The 19,493-nt window shown below is 55.2% G+C and carries 18 protein-coding genes; 6 read left to right on the plus strand and 12 right to left on the minus strand.

Annotation, left to right across the window (positions count from 1 at the left end; all coding sequences use genetic code 11):
- Nucleotides 1-9: 9 nt before the first annotated feature.
- The 4 genes from hslV to priA all read right to left on the minus strand — a co-directional run bounded on the left by hslV (nt 10) and on the right by priA (nt 5,070).
- Nucleotides 10-540, minus strand: coding sequence for an ATP-dependent protease subunit HslV (gene hslV, locus GJ746_RS00585; protein ID WP_139537292.1), 531 nt, complete (start codon nt 538-540; stop codon nt 10-12).
- 90 nt (nt 541-630) lie between these two features.
- Complete coding sequence (ftsN, locus tag GJ746_RS00590; protein WP_154678485.1) at nt 631-1,605, minus strand: cell division protein FtsN; 975 nt, start codon at nt 1,603-1,605, stop codon at nt 631-633.
- 90 nt (nt 1,606-1,695) lie between these two features.
- Nucleotides 1,696-2,724 (minus strand): DNA-binding transcriptional regulator CytR, encoded by a 1,029-nt coding sequence (cytR, locus tag GJ746_RS00595; protein ID WP_154678486.1) that lies wholly within the window; start codon nt 2,722-2,724, stop codon nt 1,696-1,698.
- 150 nt (nt 2,725-2,874) lie between these two features.
- On the minus strand, nt 2,875-5,070 hold the full coding sequence (gene priA, locus GJ746_RS00600) for a primosomal protein N' (RefSeq protein ID WP_154678487.1): 2,196 nt from the start codon (nt 5,068-5,070) through the stop codon (nt 2,875-2,877).
- Between the two features lie 223 nt (nt 5,071-5,293).
- Here priA and rpmE point away from each other — a divergent pair, with 223 nt between their 5' ends.
- The gene (gene rpmE / locus GJ746_RS00605; RefSeq protein ID WP_004107543.1) at nt 5,294-5,509 is read left to right on the plus strand and encodes a 50S ribosomal protein L31; all 216 of its coding nucleotides are present in this window, start codon (nt 5,294-5,296) and stop codon (nt 5,507-5,509) included.
- A 98-nt stretch (nt 5,510-5,607) separates the two neighbouring features.
- On the opposite strand, the gene metJ is transcribed toward rpmE, so the two are convergent.
- A complete protein-coding gene (metJ, locus tag GJ746_RS00610; protein WP_004107547.1) occupies nt 5,608-5,925 on the minus strand; it encodes a met regulon transcriptional regulator MetJ in 318 nt (105 codons plus the stop codon).
- A 390-nt stretch (nt 5,926-6,315) separates the two neighbouring features.
- Between metJ and metB the strand changes: the two genes are divergently transcribed.
- Both metB and GJ746_RS00620 read left to right on the plus strand, forming a co-directional pair.
- The gene (gene metB / locus GJ746_RS00615) at nt 6,316-7,476 is read left to right on the plus strand and encodes a cystathionine gamma-synthase (RefSeq protein WP_154678488.1); all 1,161 of its coding nucleotides are present in this window, start codon (nt 6,316-6,318) and stop codon (nt 7,474-7,476) included.
- Between the two features lie 2 nt (nt 7,477-7,478).
- Nucleotides 7,479-9,911, plus strand: coding sequence for a bifunctional aspartate kinase/homoserine dehydrogenase II (locus GJ746_RS00620; protein WP_154678489.1), 2,433 nt, complete (start codon nt 7,479-7,481; stop codon nt 9,909-9,911).
- A 39-nt stretch (nt 9,912-9,950) separates the two neighbouring features.
- On the opposite strand, the gene GJ746_RS00625 is transcribed toward GJ746_RS00620, so the two are convergent.
- Complete coding sequence (locus tag GJ746_RS00625; RefSeq protein WP_154678490.1) at nt 9,951-10,322, minus strand: carboxymuconolactone decarboxylase family protein; 372 nt, start codon at nt 10,320-10,322, stop codon at nt 9,951-9,953.
- A gap of 91 nt (nt 10,323-10,413) precedes the next feature.
- On the opposite strand from GJ746_RS00625, the gene GJ746_RS00630 reads away from it, so the two are divergent.
- Nucleotides 10,414-11,334 carry a LysR family transcriptional regulator gene (locus tag GJ746_RS00630; protein WP_154678491.1) on the plus strand — a complete coding sequence of 307 codons (921 nt, stop codon included), beginning with the start codon at nt 10,414-10,416 and terminating at the stop codon, nt 11,332-11,334.
- On the opposite strand, the gene malI is transcribed toward GJ746_RS00630, so the two are convergent.
- Complete coding sequence (gene malI, locus GJ746_RS00635) at nt 11,311-12,321, minus strand: Mal regulon transcriptional regulator MalI (protein WP_154678492.1); 1,011 nt, start codon at nt 12,319-12,321, stop codon at nt 11,311-11,313. The genes GJ746_RS00630 and malI overlap by 24 nt on opposite strands.
- Nucleotides 12,322-12,412: 91 nt before the next feature.
- A complete protein-coding gene (locus GJ746_RS00640) occupies nt 12,413-13,912 on the minus strand; it encodes a PTS transporter subunit EIIC (RefSeq protein ID WP_154678493.1) in 1,500 nt (499 codons plus the stop codon).
- A gap of 383 nt (nt 13,913-14,295) precedes the next feature.
- Between GJ746_RS00640 and metF the strand changes: the two genes are divergently transcribed.
- Together metF and GJ746_RS00650 are read left to right on the plus strand one after the other, a co-directional pair.
- Entirely contained in the window at nt 14,296-15,183 is an 888-nt protein-coding gene (gene metF / locus GJ746_RS00645) for a methylenetetrahydrofolate reductase (RefSeq protein WP_154678494.1), read from the plus strand.
- 135 nt (nt 15,184-15,318) lie between these two features.
- Nucleotides 15,319-16,206 (plus strand): DMT family transporter, encoded by an 888-nt coding sequence (locus GJ746_RS00650; protein ID WP_195908834.1) that lies wholly within the window; start codon nt 15,319-15,321, stop codon nt 16,204-16,206.
- Between the two features lie 90 nt (nt 16,207-16,296).
- Here the strand turns inward: GJ746_RS00650 and GJ746_RS00655 are convergent, their stop codons facing one another.
- From GJ746_RS00655 to GJ746_RS00670, 4 genes are all read right to left on the minus strand, one after another.
- Nucleotides 16,297-16,452, minus strand: a complete 156-nt coding sequence (locus tag GJ746_RS00655) for a DeoR family transcriptional regulator (protein ID WP_227852731.1) — start codon at nt 16,450-16,452, stop codon at nt 16,297-16,299.
- 106 nt (nt 16,453-16,558) lie between these two features.
- Complete coding sequence (gldA, locus tag GJ746_RS00660) at nt 16,559-17,662, minus strand: bifunctional L-1,2-propanediol dehydrogenase/glycerol dehydrogenase (protein WP_154678495.1); 1,104 nt, start codon at nt 17,660-17,662, stop codon at nt 16,559-16,561.
- A gap of 56 nt (nt 17,663-17,718) precedes the next feature.
- Entirely contained in the window at nt 17,719-18,381 is a 663-nt protein-coding gene (gene fsa, locus GJ746_RS00665; RefSeq protein WP_154678496.1) for a fructose-6-phosphate aldolase, read from the minus strand.
- 205 nt (nt 18,382-18,586) lie between these two features.
- Entirely contained in the window at nt 18,587-19,450 is an 864-nt protein-coding gene (locus GJ746_RS00670; protein ID WP_154678497.1) for a helix-turn-helix transcriptional regulator, read from the minus strand.
- Nucleotides 19,451-19,493 lie beyond the last annotated feature (43 nt).

The following is a 19,493-nucleotide window of genomic DNA, read 5'->3' on the forward strand; positions in this document are numbered from 1 at the left end:
AGGAGATCCTTACGCTTTGGAGGTCAATTCTTCGATGGTATGGAAATGGTTGGTATATATGCAGATATCACCTGCAATATTCAACGCTTTCTCTGCGATATCGCGTGCGCCCATATCGGTATTTTCCAGCAGGGCGCGAGCCGCTGCCTGGGCGTAAGGACCGCCGGAGCCGATAGCAATCAAATCATTTTCTGGCTGCACCACGTCGCCGTTACCGGTAATGATAAGCGATGCATTTTCATCAGCCACGGCCAGCAAGGCTTCCAGCTTGCGCAGCATGCGGTCGGTACGCCAGTCTTTCGCCAGCTCAACGGCGGCTTTCACCAGGTGGCCCTGGTGCATTTCCAGCTTGCGTTCAAACAGTTCGAACAGCGTGAAGGCGTCGGCAGTACCGCCCGCAAAGCCTGCGATCACTTTGTCGTTGTACAGGCGGCGCACTTTTTTCACGTTGCCTTTCATTACGGTATTGCCCAGCGTGGCCTGGCCATCACCGGCAATAACGACATGGCCGTTACGGCGAACACTTACAATTGTAGTCACGAGCAGACCCCTTGGTTGCAAAGCGGAATAGAGGCCCCGCGCTGTACGCGGGGCAGAATGCAATTATAAATGGGGGGGATTTTAAGGGTTTCAACCCCTGGCGGCGAGACGGATGCAGTTTGCGTGCCCGGCCATCTTCAGCCGTTCAATCATATTGCTGGCGTTTTCTTTGCCTTTGAGCGGCCCAATGACTACGCGATTCCAGCCGTTATTGGTGGTGATATGCGAGGCAAAGCCTTCAAACGCCAGCTGCGCACGAACGGTCTCTGCCTGCTCAGCGCCTTTAAAGGAGCCACACTGGATCATCCAGCTGCGATCGTCTTTTTTCTCCGCCGCGGCGGTTTTTGGCGCTTCTTCAACGCGGGCTACCGGCGCGGCGGCCTGGGTTTTAGGCTGCGCGGTATTGTTATGCGCAGGCGTTTGCAGCAGATCCTGATACGGCTGCTGATTCGAAGCCGTTTGCTTTGGCTGCTGCGGCGCCGGTTTAGGTTGCTCCGCGGCTCGAGGTTGGGTTCGCGGTTGCTGTACCTGCGTCTGCTGCTGGGCCTGGGCTAACTGTTGCTGCTGCACCTGCTGTTGAGCTAACCGCTGACGTTGTAATGTCTGCTGGCGTTGAGCCGGAGTTTGTTCATTCCACGGCACTTCGGTCAGCTGCGTGGGCTGCTGACGCATATCTGCCTGCATTTGCGCCAGCAGCTGGCGCTGCTCGTCCGTCAGCTGTTCCGGCTTCATGACCTCGCCGCCTGCTGTGGGTTCAGTAGGCGCGCGTACGCCTGGCTGGCGGCTTTCCAGCTCTTTAATATAGCGCCAGCGCTCTTCCGGCTTCGGCGGCAGACCGTTGCCCGCGACCTGGCGGTTTTGCAGCGCTTCAGCTTCTTCTTTCTTGTGGTGCGTAATGAAGTACAGCCCACCGATAAAGGCCACCAGCACTGCCGCTGCGATCGCAACCATAGCAGGTGAGACCGCCGAAAGGCCGCCTTGCTTGTTCCTTGAGCTTCGGGTATTGCTCTTTTTGCGCCGCGAAGAAGCCGGTTGGCTGCGGCGTACATAATCTCGTTGTGCCACTATCGTTTCGCTGTCTTATTCGTTTTCAGCCCGCCATGTTACTTAAGCGGCGGGGCTTTGACCAGAAGAGCAGGCCCGAAAGCCTGATGGTTATGTTCGGATTTTGCGCGTACTGCCACGAACGATAAGCTCACAGTCGAGTAATCGTGACCCGCTGCTGACGTTTTGACCTTGCAGTTGATCCAGCAAAAGCAGCATTGCTTCGCGGCCAATATCAAAACGTGGTTGCGCGACGGTCGTCAATGGCGGATCGCAAAATTCAGACAAAGAGATGTTATCAAAACCAATAATAGACAGATCTTCAGGAACTTTCAGGCCGCGACGCTTCGCCAGCGATAATGCGCCCAGCGCCATGATATCGCTGTGACAGAAAACCGCCGTCGGAGGTACCGGTAGCGCCAGAAGCTGTTCCAGCGCGTTGGCGCCGGCCTCGTAGGTAAAATTGCCGCGGGCGATATAGTTCGGTTCGACGGTTATCCCGCTACGACGTAGCGCCTGGACATAGCCCTGCAGGCGGTAATGGCACAGCGGCATCTCTTCCGGGCCTGCAATACAGCCGATACGCCGGTGCCCAAGCTCGTGCAGATAGTTAACGGCGTTAAATGCGGCGGTAAGGTTATCGATATGCACCGTCGGCAGCTCAAGTTCAGGAGCGAATTCATTGGCCATGACCATTGGCGGGAGATTGCGCTGCTCTTCCACGCCCGCATCGAAAGGTAAACGGGAGCCCAGCAGCAGCATGCCGTCGATCTGCTTGGTGATGATAAGGTCAATGAAGGTCTTTTCCTGACGGTTCTGGTGGGCGCAATCGCCTATCAGCACCAGATATTCCTGCTCCGCCGCGGTGACTTCAATACCACGAATAATCTCGCTGAAGAAGGGGTCGCAGATATCCGGGACAATGACCAGAATGGTGCGCGACTCGTTGCGTTTCATGTTGCGTCCGAGCGATTGCGGCAAATAGCCGACTTCAAGCGCGGCCTGCTCAACCCGGTTACGGGTACTCTGCGAAACCTTATCGGGGTTCATTAACGCTCGGGATACGGTTGCCGTAGAAACGTTTGCCTTTTCGGCAACGTCTTTCATAGTGGCGGCAACGACCTGTTTTTTGGGCTTCACCTGATTTCTCCTCGCTGACTGGCGCAGACACATCCCTGGCGTTCTGACATCAGCAACATTTTTAACAGATAGTACATCCAGAGAGTTACAGAATTTTCATGAAAAACGTGATGACGGTTGAATTTTTCGATCCGCCTCGCAAGAGAAGCCTTAACCTTCAATAGGATCGACATCCAGAACCCACTTCACTTTTCGCGCTTCCGGCAGCGTGTTAATCAACGCCAGCGTTGCGCTGACGATGTGCTGTAGCTGAATGCGCGACGGATGCTGCAGGAGTATTTGCCAGCGCCAGCGGCCCCCGCGCTTTGGCGCTAGTGCCGGGACCGGGCCGAGAACCCAGAGCTTATTGTCAGCCAGCGGGCTGGCCTGTAGTAGATTACGCAGCTGCTGTAAAAAGAGCGGCGCCTGCTGGTTGTTATGATCTTCGGCGCGGATCAGCACGTGGCTGGTCCACGGCGGTAACTGCATGCTTTGCCGCTCAGCCAGCGCCTGCTCGGCAAACGCGTCGTATCCTTTATAGAGCAATGTTTGCAGTAGCGGGTGCTCAGGATGGTGGGTCTGCAGGATCACCTCGCCCTGTTTGCCCGCGCGGCCCGCGCGGCCAGAAACCTGCGTGTAGAGCTGGGCGAAGCGTTCCGCTGAGCGAAAATCGGCGGAAAACAGCGCGCCGTCAACGTCCAGTAGCGAAACCAGAGTGACATCCGGAAAGTGGTGCCCCTTCGCCAGCATTTGGGTGCCGATCAGAATGCGCGCGCCGCCGCGGTTGACGTCAGCAAGATATTGCTCAAGCGCGCCTTTGCGGCTGGTCGTGTCTCTGTCGATACGGGAAATAGGAATACCGGGAAACAGCGGTCCCAGCGCTTGCTCAAGCTGTTCAGTTCCCAAACCGACCGGCACCAGATGCGTCGATCCGCACGAAGGGCACTGGCGCGGAATCGGGCGCTGGCTGTCGCAGTGGTGGCAGCGCAAATGGTGCTGAGCCTGATGCAGCGTGTAGTAGCTGTCGCAGCGTGGACATTCCGCTATCCAGCCGCAGTCATGACACAGCAGGGCCGGCGCAAAGCCGCGGCGGTTCAGAAACAGGATCACCTGATTGTCGGCCTGCAGATGCTGGCGCATGCGGCCAATCAGCGCCGGTGAAAGTCCGGCCTGCAGCTGTTGGCCTTTTAAATCCAGAACATGCTGCTGAGCCGGACGCGCATTGCCCGCCCGTTTAGTCAGCTTCAGCTGGCGATACTTGCCCTGACGTACGTTATGCAGCGTCTCCAGCGCCGGAGTCGCCGAGCCGAGAATGATCGGGATTTGCTCGCTATGGGCGCGCCAGACCGCCAGGTCGCGGGCGTGATAGCGCCATCCTTCCTGCTGTTTGTAGGAGCTGTCGTGCTCTTCGTCGATAACGATCACACCGAGGTCTTTAAACGGGGTAAACAGCGATGAGCGGGTACCGATCACAATTGCCGCTTCGCCATTTTTGGCTTTAAGCCACGCCGAGAGGCGTTCGCTGTCGTTCAGTCCGGAGTGCAGCACTTCTACCGGGGCGTTAAAACGGTGGCGAAAACGGGCGATAGTCTGCGGAGTCAGGCCGATTTCCGGCACCATCACCAGCGCCTGACGGCCCTGCGCCAGCACGTTTTCCAGAACGCTGAGGTAAACTTCCGTTTTCCCGGAGCCGGTGATCCCGGCCAGCAGCCAGGCGGAAAAACTGTCCGAGGCGCTGTGAATCGCGCCAACTGCGGTCGCCTGTTCAGTATTAAGCCGCAGGCGCTCGACGGGCACCGAGAAGCCTGTACGCCAGTCGGCGATCGTGGGCGCCTCGCTGGCCAGTTCGGCGAGACCTTTACCGCGCAGTGCCTGTAGAGCGGCGTCGTTAAATTCCAGTTCGGCAACCTGATGACGCCATATTTTTCCCTGGCGCAGGGCCGCCAGCGCCTGCTGTTGTTTGGGGGAGCGCTTAAGGCTGTTGATATCAACCGCTTGCCCTTGTTCAGTGGCAAACCAGTACCACATTGGCGCCGCGCTGGCGGGTTTCCCCTGGCGTAACATTATCGGCAGCGCGTGAAACAGCACATCGCCGATGGGATGATGGTAGTAGTCCGCCGCCCATAGCAGCAGCCGCCAGACCGAAGAGGAAAAAACGGGTTCAGCGTCGAGAGCTTCCGCAACCGGTTTGAGCTCGTCGAGCGGCAGTTCGCTGTGCTCGCTGACCGATACCACTATGCCTATCCGCTCCTGTTTGCCGAACGGAACGCGCACGCGGCAGCCCGCTTTGACCGACATGCCCGCAGGCAGCACATAGTCAAAAGTTCGGGGCAGCGGAACGGGCAGGGCAACGTGAGCGACGGGCATTTAATCTTCCTGACTTGAAATCTGGCGGGTTAGTATACACATTGTGATAAGGGCTCGCGGATCAGTTTGCATATGCTGGTCAAATTCTGTATGATTCGCCGCCTTTGATGCGCTTTGTGCTGCATCAAAATCTATTACCCGGGAATTCCCGGGAATTATTAACATCGCGTGGTGTCTGGCGTTAGGGCTGGAAGAGCGACGCGGCCTTAACTGAGGTTCTCCCATGAAAAAAGATATTCATCCGAAATACGAAGAAGTTACTGCTTCCTGCTCTTGCGGTAACGTCATGAAAATCCGTTCTACCGTAGGTCACGACCTGAACCTCGACGTGTGCGGTAAATGCCACCCGTTCTACACTGGCAAACAGCGTGATGTTGCTACCGGTGGTCGTGTTGACCGCTTCAACAAGCGCTTCAGCGTACCGGGTACCAGCAAGTAATTTGCTGAAGAAGCCGCCTCAGGGCGGCTTTTTTGTTTCTCTCGCGCTCAACGCGGGGAAAAAAGGGCAGAAGATTTCTTCTGCCCTTTTTTATGGTCTTAGTATTCCCAGGTATCCGGGTCGATGCCCAGCTCGCGCATAATTTCTTTTGCCGCTTCCGGGATTTCATCGCTGCGCTCTTTACGCAGGTCTTCATCGTTAGGCAACGGTTGACCGGTAAAGGCGTGCAGGAACGCTTCGCACAGCAGCTCGCTGTTGGTTGCGTGACGCAGGTTGTTCACCTGACGACGCGTGCGTTCATCGGTGAGGATTTTTAACACCTTCAGAGGAATGGAAACCGTAATTTTTTTTACTTGCTCACTCTTCTTACCGTGCTCAGCGTATGGGCTGATATATTCGCCGCTCCATTCAGCCATGAGTTACCTTTAATCCTCTGTTCATTAGTTAAGAGCCTGAACGTGGGTCCCGGCCATAATTGCGCGTAGTTTACCGTAGAGGGGCGCATCTGACATCAGATACTCGTCATACTTCATAAGCTGCATGAGCGTTGGCTGCACTGGTTCACCCCGATCGCTATTGCTTTTAGCTCCTGGAATTTCACTCCTTTGCCGCCTGTCTGCAACTCGAATTATTTAGAATATAAGCCGCTACGGATGCGCGCTAATGCATATAATTTTAACGGCTATTTTCAGTTTGCTCAATCTATACGCAAAGAAGTTTAGATGTCCAGATGTATTGACGTCTATTGTGACAATGTTTACTCTGACGTCAGACTTTTCACTGATTGAGCCCAGGAACTCCCCAACATGACGCGTAAACAGGCCACCATCGCAGTGCGTAGCGGTTTAAATGACGACGAGCAGTACGGTTGCGTTGTCCCGCCAATACATCTCTCCAGCACCTATAACTTCACCGGATTTAACGAACCACGCGCCCACGACTACTCTCGCCGCGGTAACCCGACTCGTGATGTCGTGCAGCGTGCGCTGGCTGAGCTGGAGGGCGGCGCGGGGGCGGTTCTGACCAATACCGGCATGTCGGCAATTTTGCTGGTCACTACCGTATTCCTGAAACCGGGCGATCTGCTGGTGGCGCCGCACGATTGCTACGGCGGCAGCTACCGCCTGTTTGATAGCCTGGCGAAGCGCGGCTGCTATCGCGTGCTGTTTGTCGATCAGAGCGATGAGCAGGCGCTGAGCGCCGCGCTGGCGGAAAAACCAAAGCTGGTTCTGGTCGAAAGCCCAAGTAATCCATTGCTGAGAGTTGTGGATATTGCGAAAATCTGCCGTCTGGCACGTGAGGCTGGAGCGGTCAGCGTGGTCGATAACACCTTTCTGAGCCCGGCTTTGCAGAATCCACTGGCGCTGGGAGCCGATCTGGTGTTGCATTCATGCACTAAATATTTGAACGGTCATTCTGATGTGGTGGCCGGGGCGGTTATTGCCAAAGATCCGGCGACTGTCACCGAACTGGCATGGTGGGCGAATAATATCGGCGTCACCGGCGGGGCGTTTGATAGCTATCTGCTGCTACGCGGCCTGCGTACGCTTTCACCGCGTATGGAAGTGGCTCAGCGCAACGCGCTGGCGATTGTCGACTATCTGAAGACTCAGCCGCTGGTGAAAAAACTGTACCATCCGTCTCTGCCGGAAAACCAGGGGCATGAGATTGCGGCACGTCAGCAAAAAGGTTTTGGGGCGATGCTAAGCTTCGAGCTGGATGGCGATGAGCAGACGCTGCGTCGCTTCCTGAGTGGGCTATCGCTGTTTACGCTGGCGGAATCGCTGGGGGGCGTTGAAAGTCTGATTTCCCATGCCGCCACGATGACCCATGCGGGCATGTTACCCGAAGCGCGTGCGGCAGCCGGGATCTCAGAGACCCTTCTGCGTATTTCGACCGGTATTGAAGATGGTGAAGATTTAATTGCCGACCTGGAAAATGGCTTCCGGGCAGCAAACGAGGAATAAACATGAGTGTGATTGCGCAGGCAGGGGCGAAGGGTCGTCAGCTGCACAAATTTGGTGGGAGTAGTTTAGCGGATGCGAAATGTTACCTGCGCGTCGCGGGGATCATGACGGAGTATTCGCAGGCGGGCGACATGATGGTCGTCTCTGCCGCAGGCAGTACCACCAATCAGTTGATCAACTGGCTGAAGCTCAGTCAGACCGATCGCCTTTCTGCGCATCAGGTGCAACAGTCGCTTCGTCGTTATCAGATGGAGCTGATTTCCGGGCTGCTGTCGCCCGACGCTGCCGATACGCTTATCGCCTTATTTATCCAGGATCTCGAACGCCTGGCCGGACTGCTGGACGGCGGCGTGTCGGATGCGGTATACGCCGAAGTCGTCGGCCACGGTGAAGTCTGGTCAGCCCGCCTGATGGCGGCGGTGCTGAATCATCTTGGCGTAGAAGCCGCCTGGCTCGATGCGCGTAGCTTCTTACGCGCTGAGCGCTCCGCGCAGCCGCAGGTGGATGAGGGCCTTTCGTATCCGCTTCTACAGCAGCTGATAGCGCAGCATCCGAACAAACGGCTGGTGGTGACCGGGTTTATCTCGCGCAATAACGCCGGGGAAACCGTCCTGCTGGGGCGTAACGGTTCCGACTATTCCGCGACCCAAATTGGCGCGCTGGCCGGAGCGTCTCGCGTCACTATCTGGAGTGACGTAGCCGGGGTTTACAGCGCGGATCCGCGTAAAGTAAAAGACGCCTGTCTGCTGCCGCTGTTGCGTCTTGATGAAGCCAGCGAACTGGCCCGTCTGGCGGCGCCGGTGCTGCATGCTCGCACGCTGCAGCCGGTCTCCGGCAGCGATATCGATTTGCAATTACGCTGTAGCTATACCCCGGATCAGGGCTCGACGCGCATCGAACGCGTGCTGGCTTCCGGTACCGGTGCGCGCATTGTCACCAGCCATGACGATGTTTGCCTGATTGAGTTCCAGGTGCCCGGCGGTCAGGATTTCAAACTGGCGCATAAAGAGCTGGACGCTATTTTAAAACGCGCTCAGCTGCGGCCGCTGGCGGTTGGCGTACACGCTGACCGTAAGCTGCTGCAGTTCTGCTATACCTCTGAAGTGGCCGACAGCGCGCTGAAGCTGCTGGACGAAGCCGGGCTGCCGGGCGAGCTGCGCCTGCGTGAGAAGCTGGCGCTGGTGGCGATGGTTGGTGCCGGCGTGACGCGTAATCCGCTGCACTGTCATCGCTTCTGGCAGCAGCTGAAAGGCCAGCCGGTAGAGTTTACCTGGCAATCAGAAGAGGGCATTAGCCTGGTGGCGCTACTGCGCACCGGGCCGACAGAGAGCCTTATTCAGGGCCTGCATCAGTCGCTGTTCCGCGCGGAAAAACGCATTGGTCTGGTGCTTTTTGGCAAAGGTAATATCGGTTCCCGTTGGCTGGAGCTGTTCGCGCGCGAGCAGACTACGCTCTCAGCCCGTACCGGGTTTGAGTTTATCCTTGCCGGCGTTGTGGATAGCCGCCGGAGCTTGCTCAATTATGCAGGTCTTGATGCCAGTCGCGCGCTGGCGTTCTTTAATGATGAAGCCGTTGAGCAGGATGAGGAGTCGCTATTCCTGTGGATGCGCGCGCATCCGTACGATGATTTAGTGGTGCTGGACGTGACCGCCAGCGAGGAGCTGGCCGATCAGTACCTTGATTTCGCCAGCCACGGCTTCCACGTGATCAGCGCGAATAAGCTGGCTGGCGCCAGCAGCAGCAGTAAATATCGCCAGATCCACGATGCGTTCGAGAAGACCGGACGCCACTGGCTGTACAACGCTACCGTCGGCGCCGGTTTGCCGGTCAACCATACGGTGCGCGATTTAATTGATAGCGGCGATACCATTCTGGCGCTGAGCGGAATTTTCTCCGGCACTCTCTCATGGCTGTTCCTGCAGTTTGACGGCACCGTGCCGTTTACTGACCTGGTCGATCAGGCCTGGCAGCAGGGGTTGACTGAACCGGACCCGCGCGTCGATCTTTCCGGGAAAGACGTCATGCGTAAGCTGGTGATCCTGGCCCGCGAGGCGGGTTACGACATCGAGCCGGACCAGGTGCGCGTTGAATCGCTGGTGCCCGCCCATTGTGAGGAAGGGTCGGTCGATCACTTCTTTGAGAACGGCGAAGAGCTGAACGATCAAATGCTACAGCGCCTGGAAGCGGCGCGCGAAATGGGCCTGGTGCTGCGCTATGTGGCGCGTTTTGACGCTAACGGTAAAGCTCGCGTTGGCGTTGAAGCCGTGCGCGAAGAGCATCCGCTGGCGGCGCTGCTACCGTGTGATAACGTCTTCGCCATTGAGAGCCGCTGGTATCGTGATAATCCGCTGGTGATCCGCGGTCCGGGTGCCGGTCGCGATGTGACCGCCGGGGCGATTCAGTCGGATATCAACCGCCTGGCGCAGCTGCTGTAACTACACCTGAAAGACCAGGCGCTGCCTGGTCTTTTCATCTCAGTGCGCCGCGAAAACCTCTTTGGCGGCAAACAGGCCATTTAGCGCCGCCGGGAATCCGGCATACACCGCCATCTGCATAATCACTTCGGTAATTTCCTCTTGCGTCAGACCGACATTTAATCCGGCGGCGATATGCACCTTTAGCTGCGGCGCGGCGTTGCCCATAGCCGTGAGTGCGGCGATAGTGGCTATTTCACGGCTGCGTAAATCGAGCCCTGGCCTGGCGTAAATATCGCCGAAGGGGAACTCAATCAGATAGCGGGCAAAATCGGGAGCGATATCCTTCAGACTGTTGACGACGGCATCCCCGCCTTTGCCATCCACGCGCTGCAGCATTTCCTGTCCGGTGGTAAAACGAACGCTTGTCATAGTGTTTTCCTCAGTGTGATGATGCGTGATGAGGAAGGTTAGGGAAGTTTACCGGGCTTGAGTAATACCCTTTTCGTGATACCTTTTCAGTATGACAAATTCACGTTTACACTCTCTGGATATTCGCCTGCTGCGCTACTTTGCCGTGGTTGCGGAGGAAAATAACATCAGCCGGGCGGCGCAGCGGCTATTTATTTCGCAGCCGCCGCTGAGCCGTCATATCCGCCATCTGGAAACGCAGCTGGGGGTGACGCTATTTTTGCGCCATACCAAAGGCCTGATTCTTACCGACGAAGGCAGGCGGGTTCTGGATATCATTCAGCCGCTGCTGGAATTTCAGGATCGCACTCTGGCAACCTTGAGTCAGCTCTCTGAAAACGCGCAGCAGCCTCTACGCCTGGGCCTGACGACGGCTTTCGAACAAGGCGTTTTTGCTGCCGTTGAGTCTGCCCTGGATGAGTATTCCCGCGCTTTGTCTATCACTCGCCACTCATCACCGGCGTTGGCCCAGCTGGTACGAAAAGGCAAACTTGATGCGGCGCTGGTCGCGCTGCCGCTTAATACCGAAGGGCTTCACCTGTATCCTTTGTCGTATCAGGAGCCGCTAATTGCGGCCTTACCTGCATCCTGGCCTGAGACGGGCATGGCAGAGCTTACCTTAAGCGCGCTCAATCATCGGCCGCTGTTTTGGTTTAAACGCGAGCGTAATCCGGATTTTTTTGACTATACGCGACGCATTTTTGATCGGGCCGGATATATGCCGGCCTACGTAGAGGAGCCAGCAGAGCATGATGTTCTGCTGGCGCGGATTGCGCGCGGGGAAGGAATGATCTTACTGCCGGCATCATTTTCCGCTATCCAGCGTCAGGGGGTGGTTTTCTGTCCGTTGCGCGAAGGAGCCAGAATGCCTCTAAGCATCGGCGTCATATATGCGTCTCACCATGCTGAATCCGTGCAAAAATGGCTTCCTCTGCTGGATTCGCTGGCGTCAGGCGGACTCTCTGGCGACTAGCTGACCGGAAAGGGTAATACACTGCGTTTGCTGGGTTGGCTCTTTTATCTTGCGCGTTATCAGAGTGGCGGCCTGGCGCCCGGTTTCTTCGCTCGCGGAAGAGACGTAGGTAAAGGATGGGGAAGTCAGATTTACGTGCATCATGTCTTCAAAACCGACCAGCGCCACCTGCTGGGTAAGAAAGACGTCTTTACCAACGGTCCTCCCCACCTGATTAATCCCGCTCAGGCAGCCGATCATCGCATCCGGGGAGTGGCAGAGCAGCGCGGTGATGGCGTTGTTTTTCTCCAGTAGCTGGCGGGTTGCAACGCTGGCGGCCTGGGTATCATCACTGCAGGCGGGTATAAACTCCTCGCGCATTGTCAGACCGTATTTCTCGAGCGCGGAGCGAAAGCCCAGGAGGCGCTGCTGGCGAATAAGATCGTTTGCCTGACCACCGATATAGGCAATATAGCGATGGCCGCGCTCGATTAAGTAGCGGGTGGCGAGGCTGGCCGCCTGGCGGTTATCACGGATAACCTGGTTGCAGCTTTCCACCAGCGGCGTCTGGGAAACAATAACCAGGGGAAGCGGATACTCAAGCAGCGGGCCGGGTAATGTGGCGACGTCGGAGGCCAGATAAATCACTCCCGCGACGCCCTGCTGTTTGAAGGAGAGTAAACAGCGCTCAAGATATTCGCCGTCGTCGCGCGGCTGGCCGAGGAAAACCATGTAGCCTTGCGTTTCCAGCTCCTGCACGATGCTGGCCATCACTTTGATGGAGAAACTGTCGCTAAAATCGCGCAATATCAGGCCAATAAGATTGGACGTATTCGAACGCAGGTTAGCGGCGGCAACGTTATGAACGTAGCCAAGCTCATTAATAGCAGCATTGACTTTTTCAATGGTGGCTTCGGAAATCTTTCCTTTCTGGCGGAGTACCAGCGAGACCGTGGAGACGGAAACACCTGCCATTTTAGCGACATCAATGATGCTGACTTTCTTCAAAATCTCTCCCTGAAAAATTCTTTTATGGCAGTCAGATAGAAGAAGATCGCCTGCAGAGACCAGCGATCTTCCTCACGATAACAGCTTCTGCTTATTTGCCAATCATCCCCGACATGGTTTGGGCAATAAATTGTGCCCTGGCGCCAAAAATAATCTGGATACCGTGGTCGCCGACAAAGACTACTCCGCGTGCGCCGATACCGTTCAGACCATCTTTGTCGACAGCATCCCGCCGGGCAACTTCCAGGCGCAGACGGGTGATGCAGGAGCCGACGGAATCAATATTTCTGGTGCCGCCAAGCAGGCTGATGATCTCAGTCGCCAGTTCGGTATCGGTTTTATCATCAGCGGTGACGGTCACTTCCGTTCGGCCCGGTGTTTTAACATCAAAGCGGCGGATGACGAAACGGAAGGTGAAATAATAAATCAGCGCCATTGGCACGCCAACAAACACCGCGCTCAGGAAGTTGGTTTGATAGCCGTTCATGGATGGCAGGATGCCAAAGGAAATATAGTCGATAAGCCCTGCGGAAAACGACTTGGCAATATGGGCGTGCAGCAGATACATGGCCATATAGGACAGGCCTGCCATGATAGCGTTGAAAACATAGAGAATCGGCGCGACGAAGATAAAGGTAAATTCTACCGGTTCAGTAATCCCCGTCAGGAAGCAGGTCAGAGCGGCGGAGAAGAGAATACCGGCCGCGATTTTCTTATTTTTAGTATAGGCTTCGTGATACATCGCAAGGCAGGCCGCCGGCAATGCGAACAGCATCAGCGGGAATTCGCCCTGCATGAATTTACCAGCGTTTTGATAGCTATTGCTGCTAAATGATTTCACGCCTTCTTCCAGCATTTTGAACCAGATAGTCTGATCGCCGTGGATCACCTGACCGCTCTGGGTGGTAAAGTCGCCGAAAGAGTACCAGAAAGAGGGATACCAGATATGGTGCAGCCCCAGCGGAATTAACGCACGTTCAACAAGGCCGAAGATAAAGGTCGAAACGGCCTGGTTATCGCCATTAATAATTACCGATAAAGTATCGATTCCCGACTGAATATGTTGCCAGACATACGGTAGCAGCAGGCCGAGGATAAATGACAGGAAGGCCGTCGCGATTGCCACGAAACGTTTACCGGAAAAGAAGCCGAGGAATTCCGGCAATTGCATAGCGTGAAAGCGGTTATAGCACCAGGCGGCGAGAATACCGCAAATTAACCCGCCAAAGACCCCCATCTGGAGCGTTGGAATACCCACCACCATGGCGTATTTTCCGCCCTGGGATGCCATTTCCGGCGTAATGCTTAGCACCGTACCGATGGTGATATTAGTGACGAAAACGGATACGGCTGCGGAAAGCGCGGCGATGCCGGATTCCGATGCCAGACCTACAGCAGAACCGATAGCGAATAACATCGGCAGGTTATCAAAGATAATCCCCCCGGCGTTCATCATCAGCGGTAGATGGAATTTATCGCCGAAAGCCAGCAGCAAGCCTGCCGCGGGCAGGAGTGAAATTGGCAGCATTAATGCTCGTCCAATCATCGACAGCTTTGATAATGATTTAATGAACCCTGATATCAGACTCATGCTGACTTCCCCCGAATAAAACGCAACATTGCGTCATTTTTTGTTAGGTAGAACGTTGTAGTAGAACGTTCTACTTATCGTGAGACATGCCTGAGAGACGCGCAACCTCATTTTCACCACCCGATAGAGGAAATTGTGATTATTTGAAGTGCTTCAAATTTGTGCGGAGAGTTCTGGCGGGTTTTGCTAACGTTTGTCGAGAATGCTGCGGTGGGAGCGAACTCTGGATGAATTTTTTTCATCTTGTTTGAGTATTCCTCACTCTTTACGCAGATTTTTCTATTGACGTCAGTGCTCTTTTCCGTCATTTTTACATCTGGACGTCTAAACGTATAGAAGTTCGCAATACAACAAACAATAAAATGCGATTGATGAGGTAAGGTATGAGCTTTTTTCACGCCAATCAGCGGGAAGCCCTGAATCAGAGCCTGGCGGAAGTACAGGGCCAGATTAATGTATCCTTTGAATTCTTTCCGCCGCGCACCAGTGAAATGGAGCAAACCCTCTGGAAATCCATCGATCGCCTGAGCAGCCTGAAGCCGAAGTTTGTCTCCGTGACCTACGGTGCTAATTCCGGTGAACGTGACCGCACCCATAGCATTATCAAAGGTATTAAGGACCGCACGGGTCTGGAAGCTGCGCCGCATCTGACCTGTATTGACGCCAGCCGTGACGAGCTGCGTACTATCGCCAAAGATTACTGGGATAGCGGGATTCGTCATATCGTTGCGCTGCGGGGTGACCTGCCGCCGGGCAGCGGCAAACCGGACATGTATGCAGCTGACCTGGTGACTTTGCTGAAAGAGGTCGGGGATTTTGATATATCCGTCGCCGCTTATCCGGAAGTTCATCCTGAGGCCAAAAGCGCACAGGCTGACCTGCTAAACCTGAAGCGTAAAGTTGAAGCCGGGGCCAATCGCGCGATTACTCAGTTTTTCTTTGATGTGGAAAGCTATCTGCGTTTCCGTGACCGCTGCGTCTCCGCCGGCATCGACGTCGAAATTATTCCGGGCATTCTGCCGGTCTCTAATTTTAAGCAGGCGAAAAAATTTGCCGATATGACCAACGTGCGTATCCCGACGTGGATGGCAAAAATGTTTGAAGGCCTGGACAATGACGCCGAAACCCGGCAGCTGGTGGGCGCGAACATCGCGATGGATATGGTGAAGATTTTAAGCCGCGAAGGGGTGAAGGATTTCCACTTCTATACCCTTAACCGTGCGGAAATGAGCTACGCGATTTGCCATACTTTAGGCGTGCGTCCGGCGTAAGTAATCCTCAGATTTTCCTCTCTTTTTCTCTGCGGCGGCGAAAACTCATTCGGCGCCGCTTCTTTTGGTTTATCGTCCTGTCCGCAAAGCGAGTATAGTGCCCGCAAAATATTCATGATGGATTTGATGATAACTATGGCAGGGAAAAACAGCCCCTTGGCCTTCGGCGGCCTGATTGTACTGACCCTTATCTGGAGCTACAGCTGGATTGCGATGAAGCAGGTAACGCTCTATATCGGCGCGTTCGATTTCACCGCACTGCGCTGTATTTTTGGCGCAGCTTTGCTGCTAATCGTGTTGCTGTTACGCGGGCGCGGAATGTGGCCAACGCCGTTCGGCTACACGCTGGCGATTGCCTTACTGCAGACCTGCGGAATGGTTGGGCTTGCCCAGTGGGCGTTGGTCAGCGGCGGAGCCGGAAAGGTGGCTATTCTGAGCTATACCATGCCGTTTTGGGTGGTGATTATGGCGGCGCTATTTTTAGGCGAGCGCATGAGGCGGTTACAGTATGCCGCCATCGGGGTAGCGGCTTGCGGTTTATTGCTGGTACTGCAACCGTGGCAGCTCGATTTTTCATCGATGAAAAGCGCGCTGCTGGCGATCCTCTCCGGGATAAGCTGGGGGGCCAGTGCGATTGTGGTGAAACGGATGTACGCTCGCTATCCAGGCGTTGATTTACTGGGCTTGACCACCTGGCAAATGCTGTATGGCGCGATAGTGATGAGCGCAGTGGCGTGGCTGGTGCCGCAGCGCAGCATTGACTGGCAGCCCGGGGTTTTTTGGGCGCTGGGATATAGCGCGATTCTGGCTACCGCGCTGGCCTGGTGTCTCTGGCTTTTTGTGTTGCGTAATTTACCCGCCAGCGTGGCGGGACTGAGTACCCTGGCGGTGCCGGTCTGCGGAGTCCTGTTTTCCTGGTGGTTACTGGGGGAAAATCCGGGCATGGTTGAAGGCGTCGGCATTGTGCTGATCGTTCTGGCGTTGACGATAATCAGCCTGAAGAAGCGTGAAGTTCGGAATTAGGGTAGGGGGTGTTTGTTTTAGCGCGGGGTTTTTTAGCCAGTGCTCGCTGAAAATTTTGATTATTTATCAAAATTTTGCATTGGTTTCGGCTTAAGGCTGGGTTCGATGCCGGCACTGCTTAGCAAATACGCCCCGCCGGATGGTCATTTTGGTCACTACTAACTTTTGGGCGAGTTTATTGACGACGACTTTTTTGTCCTGTTGCAGAATAGCGTAAATGCTCATTCTTCGAACTGATGATTGCATGCCTACAAGTCATTCCAGGGACAGCCGCACCATTAGGCACATCTTTTGGGTGAACAGTGGGGCTAAAAAGAACACGCCCGCCGAAGGGCGGGCGTGCAGGGAGGGGTTATTCCCACTCTTGCAGGAAGCGTTGACCGTACTGGTCGGCTACCAGAAGCGCGGCATAAACCTGATCCGGCGTGGCGCCGCCGGGCATATTGTGGATGGTTTCGCCTTCCGCGCAGGCGGCTTCCGCCACGGTACGCATTTTGGCCGGAATATCAGCTTTAATATCCAGCTGCGCCAGAGTGATAGGCAGCCCGACGCTATGGCATAGCGCAGCCACGGTTTCGATCTCTTCCACCGGCGCGTTTTCCAGTACCAGCTGGGTGAGCGTGCCGAAAGCGACTTTTTCACCATGGTAGTAATGATGAGCATCCGGAATCGCGGTCAGACCGTTGTGGATAGCGTGCGCAGCCGCCAGGCCGCCGCTTTCAAAGCCGACGCCGCTCAGATAGGTATTGGCTTCAATGACGCGTTCCAGGGCCGGAGTGACAACATGCTGTTCTGCCGCCAGCATGGCTTTTTCGCCTTCTTCAATCAGCGTGTTGTAGCATAGTTCAGCTAACGCCAGCGCCGCCTGAGTACATTTGCCGCCCGCCATGGTAGTCGCGCCGCTGCGGGAACAGGCGCGGGCTTCAAACCACGTCGCCAGCGCATCACCGATGCCCGCAGCCAGCAGGCGTGCCGGTGCTCCGGCAACGATTTGCGTATCGACGATGACCATGTTCGGGTTGCGCGGCAGCATCAAGTAACTATCAAACTCACCGTCATCGGTATAGATGACCGAAAGCGCGCTGCACGGCGCATCGGTAGAGGCAATTGTCGGAGCAATAACCACTGGCAGATTCATAAAGTGTGCTAATGCTTTTGCGGTATCCAGCGTCTTACCGCCGCCGATACCCAACACCGCGGTGCATTTGGCAGAACCGGCAATATCGCGCAAGCGGTTGATTTCATTATGTGAGCATTCACCGCCAAACGGCGCGATTTCGCCGACCAGACCGGCATCCGCCAGGCTTTTGCGCAGTTTTTCTTCGGCAAAACCGAGGACAAATTTATCGCCAACGATGAGCCAGCGTTCAGCCAACGGATTGAGATAGCCGCCAAGGCGAGAAATTGCGTCCGCGCCCTGAATGTACTTACCGGGTGATTGAATAATGCGATCCATTTCTATTCCTCCTGGATGACCGTGCTGCCGCCCCTTTGAACGGCTCGCCGATCGGGTTACAGGTTCAGAGTTCCAAAAGCGTTATTCCAGTCCTGCTCAAACTTCTCAATGGCAGACTCTACCGCAGGGGTACCGAGCATTTGTTGCGCTACGTCTAACGGAAGGGTAATAGCTTCGCAACCGGCTAACAGGCAGTCCAGAGCCTGACGAGGCGTCTTAAAGCTGGCGGCCAGCACTTTGCTTTCCGGCGCATGCAGTTCCAGCAGGGATTGCAGTTCCTGGACCATACGGATACCGTCACCGCCCTGGGCGTCAACGCGGTTCACGTAAGGCGCAACGTATTTTGCCCCAGCGAGCGCGGCCAGCAGACCCTGAGAGGCGCTGTAGACTGCCGTGCCAAGTGTCGGGATACCTTCTTTTTTCAACAGCTTGATGGCGGCAAGACCTTCAGCCGTCACCGGAATTTTTACCACAATACCGGGTACGGCATTGCTCAGGCGTTTGGCTTCTTCAACCATGCCCTGCGCGTCGCGGCTCATGGTTTGGGCGAATAAAATGCCTTCCGGGCCGACGGCTTTTTGCAGACGTGGTAGAACCTCCCAAACTGGAGTTTTACCCGCGGCGATAATGCTGGGGTTGGTGGTGACTCCAGCCAGCGGATAGATACGTGCCAGGCGTTCAACTTCTGCTACGTTTGCGGTGTCCAGGTAGAGTTCCATGATGCTTTCCTCAGTGCTTAATTCGGTAGTGTTGTTGAGGTAAGAATACGGCTTTCACTTGAAAGGTCGCCAGATGACAAATTTGCCAAAAACTGGATAAATGTACGCATTATGATTAAGAGTGATTTAGATCACGTTTATCCCAGAGTCGGGCGTAGAGAAGGGAGCAGGGGGCACACAAAAGTCAGGCTTAACACACAAAAATCTAGTTCTTTGCCGACGATGTTTTTTCCGTCAGCTGGCTATGATACTGACGACGGTATTCCGACGGCGAACGTTCGGTGTTTTTGCGAAACAGGCGGCAGAAGTAGTTACTGTCGGCGAAACCGCAGGCGTAGGCGATATCCTTAACTTTCATATCGTGGCCTTTTAGCATCATTCTGGCCTGCTCCAGACGGATGTGATTCAGATATTCGTTAAAACCCATCGGTCCGCATTTCTGAAACAGATGAGAAAGATAGTTTGGCGAAAGATAGAACGCCTGCGCCACTGACTCTCGGGTTAAGGGCTCGGCAAAATGGGCGTCAATATGCTTACGAATAGCTTCAAAAAGCGCCTGGCTGCGCGATGACGTTTGCGCCTGGCTGCCCAGCAGATCGGCACAGTGGCTGAGCAGACTGGTGACAATACAGCGGGCCGTGTGCTGCTCCTGCGGCTGCATTTGCATTTCGTTAAGCGCCTGCAGCAGGAAAGAACCTACCCGCGGGCCACGGCGGGGAACCTGTTGTTTGTCCAGCACGTTAAGCGCGTTGCCGTCCCAATGGCACAGGACGAATTCCAGCTGTTGCTTATCAAATAAGATGGTTAGCAGAGTGGAGGGCATCAGCCACTGTGGGTCGTTCCATCCGCCAGCGGGAATATACAACACATCGTGCGGCGTGAGCTGGGCATATTCGGACTTAATCGCCGGATCGCGAAGTTGTCCTTCAAGCATTATTTCGAGGCGCGGAAAATCGACGCTGACGGCTTTCTCAGATGCTGGTCTGGACTCTGTGGAAAAGCGAACCCTACCAATAACCGCCTGACCTTTAATAAAAGAATCAATAACCTGATTGATGCTGTTATCCATAATTGCTCCGCAAAACATGTTTTATCTGCATCATACCGAACAT

Origin of the sequence: Klebsiella oxytoca (assembly GCF_009707385.1) — a bacterium.
Classification (GTDB): Bacteria; Pseudomonadota; Gammaproteobacteria; order Enterobacterales; family Enterobacteriaceae; genus Klebsiella; species Klebsiella oxytoca_C.